The following is a 3,967-nucleotide window of genomic DNA, read 5'->3' as shown; positions in this document are numbered from 1 at the left end:
GCGTCCGTCTGTTCGGCAAGGGCCACAACACACTGGACGACGGCAAAGACCACACCTTCCAGCCGTTTGTCGAAGCCAACTGGATCCACAACAGCAAAGACTTTGGCGTCTCAATGAACGGTGAAAACGTGAATCTGAAAGGCGCCCGCAATATCGGCGAACTGAAAGCCGGTGTTGAAGGCCAGTTGACGAAGAACGTCGCCCTGTGGGGCAACGTCGCTCAGCAGGTTGGCAACAACAGCTACAGCGATACCTCTGCAATGGTGGGGATTAAAGCCTCCTTCTGATAATAAAACACCCGGCTCGTGTAAATGCCTGCCGGGGTTTATTCTTTCACACGCCGGATTGACAGATGCATCGCTATCCGGCCTTTTCCACGTTATGATGCTTCCCTCACTCAGGGAGAACGCTAATGAAACCACAGGTTTACCACGTTGATGCTTTCACCAGAACCCCCTTTCGCGGCAATTCCGCAGGTGTCGTCCTGAATGCTGATGGCCTCAGCGAAACACAGATGCAACTGATTGCCCGCGAACTACGCCACTCTGAAACTGCATTCCTGCTGCGAAGCGATGACAGCGATGTCCGCATTCGCTACTTTACGCCGACCGTAGAAGTGCCGATTTGCGGGCACGCCACCGTTGCGGCGCATTATGTCCGCGCCACGGTGCTGGGACTGGGCAACACCACAGTCTGGCAAACCTCGCTGGCGGGTCGACACCGGGTGGCAATCCGTCATGATGACGGTGATTACCGTATTTCGCTGGAACAAGGCACGCCAACCTTTGAAGCGCCGATTGAAGGTGACATCCGCGCGGCTATTCTTCGTGCGCTGCACCTGAATGAAAGCGATATGCTGCCGGGCTTGCCGATTCAGGTGGCGTCGACCGGTCATTCTAAAGTGATGATTCCGCTTAAGCCTGAAGTCGATATCGATGCCCTCGCGCCCGATCTTTCTGCGCTTTGTACCATCAGTCAGCAAATTGGCTGCAATGGCTTTTTCCCATTCCAGATCCGTCCGGGCAAAAATGAGACTGACGGGCGCATGTTCTCACCGGCAATTGGTATTGTTGAAGATCCGGTGACCGGCAATGCCAATGGCCCGATGGGTGCCTGGCTGGTGCATCACGGTTTACTGGCACACGACGGGAAATCGCTGCAGGTGAAAGGACATCAGGGACGGGCATTGGGTCGCGATGGCACCGTTGAAATTAACGTGACGATTCAGAATAACCAGCCGGAAAAAGTCACCATCACGGGTAACGCGGTGATTCTGTTTCACGCTGAATGGGCGATAGATTTTTAAAATTATGCCCGGTAAGCGCCTGCGTCTACCGGGTTTTCATTATTTTCCCGCTTCGGGATGCGTATCAAACGCCGCCATCACCCTGGCAAGCTCAGTTTCCGTAAAACCATGCTTCGCATCTGTCACTCCCAGACCAAAACGTTCCTGTAGCAGCGAGTACAATGAAGCGACATCCGGTAAATTGCGCTGTTCTGCCACTCTGTCACCTTCGTAATGCGTGAAATGGAAGTTAGTGAGGGTCAATTTTCCCCCGTCCGGCAAATGACGACACATCAGCAGATGATGACGAAAATGCGATTGCGGCCAGTGCGCAGACCAAAAGTTGCCCATCACATAATCACTTTGCTGCACCACCACCCGATCAAAACGGTACATCGATTGCCAGCGATCGTGATGACAAAACTGCAGGATCCAGTCGTCCCCCTCCTGCTGCAAACGGTATTCTCCATGTGGCGTCTTCTGGATAATGTCCGCTTGCAGACGAATGGGGGCAGTAAGCGTCTGACCACCAAATCCCACATCGGCGATCCACGATTCGCCATCCAGTTCAACCAGCAGCAGACGGTGAGTTCGCGGTGGCAGGCTCGGAGGATTAGCCAGCACCACACGTCCCAACAGGCTACGCACCGTAAACCCCAGTTCGCGCAGTACGCGCTCAAATACGCCATTTTGCTCAAAGCAATAGCCGCCGCGACGTGCGGTAATCAGTTTCTCTTCCAGCGACCTGTCATCAAGGTGCATTTCTCGCGGTAACAGCACGTCGAGATTTTCAAACGGGATAGTACAGTTATGCTGCAAATGTAGCGCCCGAAGCGTCTCAATATTGACTTCGGCACGCCCTGACCAGTTCAGACGAGCAAAATAAGCATTCAGGATCGGCGTCATCAGATTTCCTGTCGTGGGCCTTAAATCGTTATCCGAGTATAAACGATGAGCCAAAGAGTGAGGCAGGTGTTATTCGGCGCTTGGCGCAACGTCAGTTTTCAATAATACTGAGAAAAACCCTTTGCGAGACAATTCTATGAGTCGATTTCGTCCTGTCGAATTACGCCACGCCAGTCGTCTGCTCAATCATGGTCCCACGGTACTGATCACCAGCCGCGATGAGGTCAGCAACCGGCGCAATATCATGGCCGCCGCGTGGTCGATGCCCGTTGAGTTTGAACCGCCTCGTCTCGCCATTGTGGTCGATAAAACGGCCTGGTCGCGGGAATTAATTGAGCGCAGCGGCCTGTTCGGTATTGTCATTCCCGGTGTTGCCGCCACTAACTGGACTTACGCCGTTGGCAGCGTTTCCGGGCGCGATGAAGACAAATTCAACTGTTACGGCATTCCGGTGGTCAAAGGCCCCGAACTGGGACTGCCGGTCGTCGAAGAAAAATGTCTGGCATGGATGGAGTGCCGCCTCCTCCCCGCCACCGCTGCGCAGGAGAAATACGATACCTTATTCGGTGAAGTGGTTTCTGCCGCCGCCGATGAACGGGTGTTTGTCGAAGGCCGTTGGCAGTTCGATGACGACAAACTCAACACCCTGCATCATCTTGGCGCCGGTACATTTGTCACCAGCGGCAAACGCGTGACGGCGGGCTAACTACGCCCTCACCACCGTGATCCCCTTCGCGTTCATCGCGCGGATCCAGCTTTCGTCGGTATTCTCTTCCACGACGACCGTATTAATCAGCGATACGTCGCCAATGGCAAAGGGAGACGCGGTGCTGATCTTCTCCGGTGACGCCAGGACGATAGTTTCTGCGGCTCTGGCGGAAAATGCACGTTTGATGCACGCTTCTTCGTAATCTCCCGTGGTTAACCCCGCTTCCGGGTGAATCCCCGTCACGCCCATGAAAAAGAGATCGGCCTGAATGTTACGCATTCCTTCAACCGTCGCCGCGCCTACCGTGACAATGGAGTGCTTATACACGCGACCACCGATGAGGATGATCTCGATAAGCGGATGATTGACCAGCCCTAATGCGATGCCCGGACTGTGGGTCACCACGGTAATGTTTAAATCATCCGGCAGACAGGCAATCAGTTCTGTTGTTGTCGTCCCACCATCAATGATTACCACCTGACCGGGGGAAATCAGCGTAGCCCCTTTTTGCGCCACGCGCTTTTTGGCGTCGGTTTTCAATGACTTTCGTTCAAGAAACGGCGCCGTCGCACCAGACGATGGCAGCGCCCCGCCGTGTACACGCTGCAGAAATCCTTCCGCGGCAAGTTCACGTAAATCGCGGCGGATCGTGTCTTCAGAAACCGCGAACCGGTTACTGAGCGCCTTCGATAACACCTGACCTTCGGCGGCCAGCAGTTCAAGGATCAATTTCTTTCGCTGATCGGTAAGCATAGGGTTATTCCTGAATGTGCACGATTAATCTTGATCATGCACGAATTTGCTGTTTATGATACGTACTCTACAAATACAACGGCCTTCAGGCAACTAAAACGTGCAGAAATGTGCATTTCTGCCTAGGACAAACAAAGAGTGAGGATATCATGACAGCACAACTCATTTTAATCGCCGGCCCTTATCGCAGCGGTACCGACGGAAAACAGGCTCTGATCGACGCCAACCTTCATCGTCTCGAAGCCGCTGCACTGGAGGTGTACCAACGCGGACACATTCCGCTGATTGGCGAATGGCTCGCGTTGCCGCTGGCT

The 3,967-nt window shown here is 54.0% G+C and carries 5 protein-coding genes and 1 pseudogene; 4 read left to right on the top strand and 2 right to left on the bottom strand.

Annotated elements, in window-relative coordinates:
• Nucleotides 1-287 (top strand): autotransporter outer membrane beta-barrel domain-containing protein (locus tag AB7E14_RS21535; RefSeq protein ID WP_428169935.1); only part of this gene is annotated, 287 nt, incomplete at its 5' end.
• 125 nt (nt 288-412) lie between these two features.
• A complete protein-coding gene (locus AB7E14_RS21530) occupies nt 413-1,306 on the top strand; it encodes a PhzF family isomerase (protein WP_044328481.1) in 894 nt (297 codons plus the stop codon).
• Between the two features lie 39 nt (nt 1,307-1,345).
• Here AB7E14_RS21530 and nhoA read toward each other — a convergent pair whose 3' ends face one another.
• Nucleotides 1,346-2,191, bottom strand: a complete 846-nt coding sequence (nhoA, locus tag AB7E14_RS21525) for an N-hydroxyarylamine O-acetyltransferase (RefSeq protein WP_316961669.1) — start codon at nt 2,189-2,191, stop codon at nt 1,346-1,348.
• Nucleotides 2,192-2,327: 136 nt separating this feature from the next.
• Here nhoA and AB7E14_RS21520 point away from each other — a divergent pair, with 136 nt between their 5' ends.
• A complete protein-coding gene (locus AB7E14_RS21520; protein WP_058588082.1) occupies nt 2,328-2,897 on the top strand; it encodes a flavin reductase family protein in 570 nt (189 codons plus the stop codon).
• Here AB7E14_RS21520 and AB7E14_RS21515 read toward each other — a convergent pair whose 3' ends face one another.
• Complete coding sequence (locus tag AB7E14_RS21515) at nt 2,898-3,653, bottom strand: DeoR/GlpR family DNA-binding transcription regulator (protein WP_090050465.1); 756 nt, start codon at nt 3,651-3,653, stop codon at nt 2,898-2,900. It lies immediately after the preceding gene.
• A gap of 149 nt (nt 3,654-3,802) precedes the next feature.
• Between AB7E14_RS21515 and AB7E14_RS21510 the strand changes: the two are divergent.
• A pseudogene (locus AB7E14_RS21510) lies at nt 3,803-3,967 on the top strand (NUDIX hydrolase); the annotation flags it as partial.

Origin of the sequence: Citrobacter sp., assembly GCF_050252275.1 — a bacterium.
Taxonomy (GTDB): Bacteria; Pseudomonadota; Gammaproteobacteria; order Enterobacterales; family Enterobacteriaceae; genus Citrobacter_A; species Citrobacter_A amalonaticus.
The sequence above is the reverse complement of the archived record's forward strand: the minus strand, read 5'-3'. Positions and strand labels throughout refer to the sequence as shown.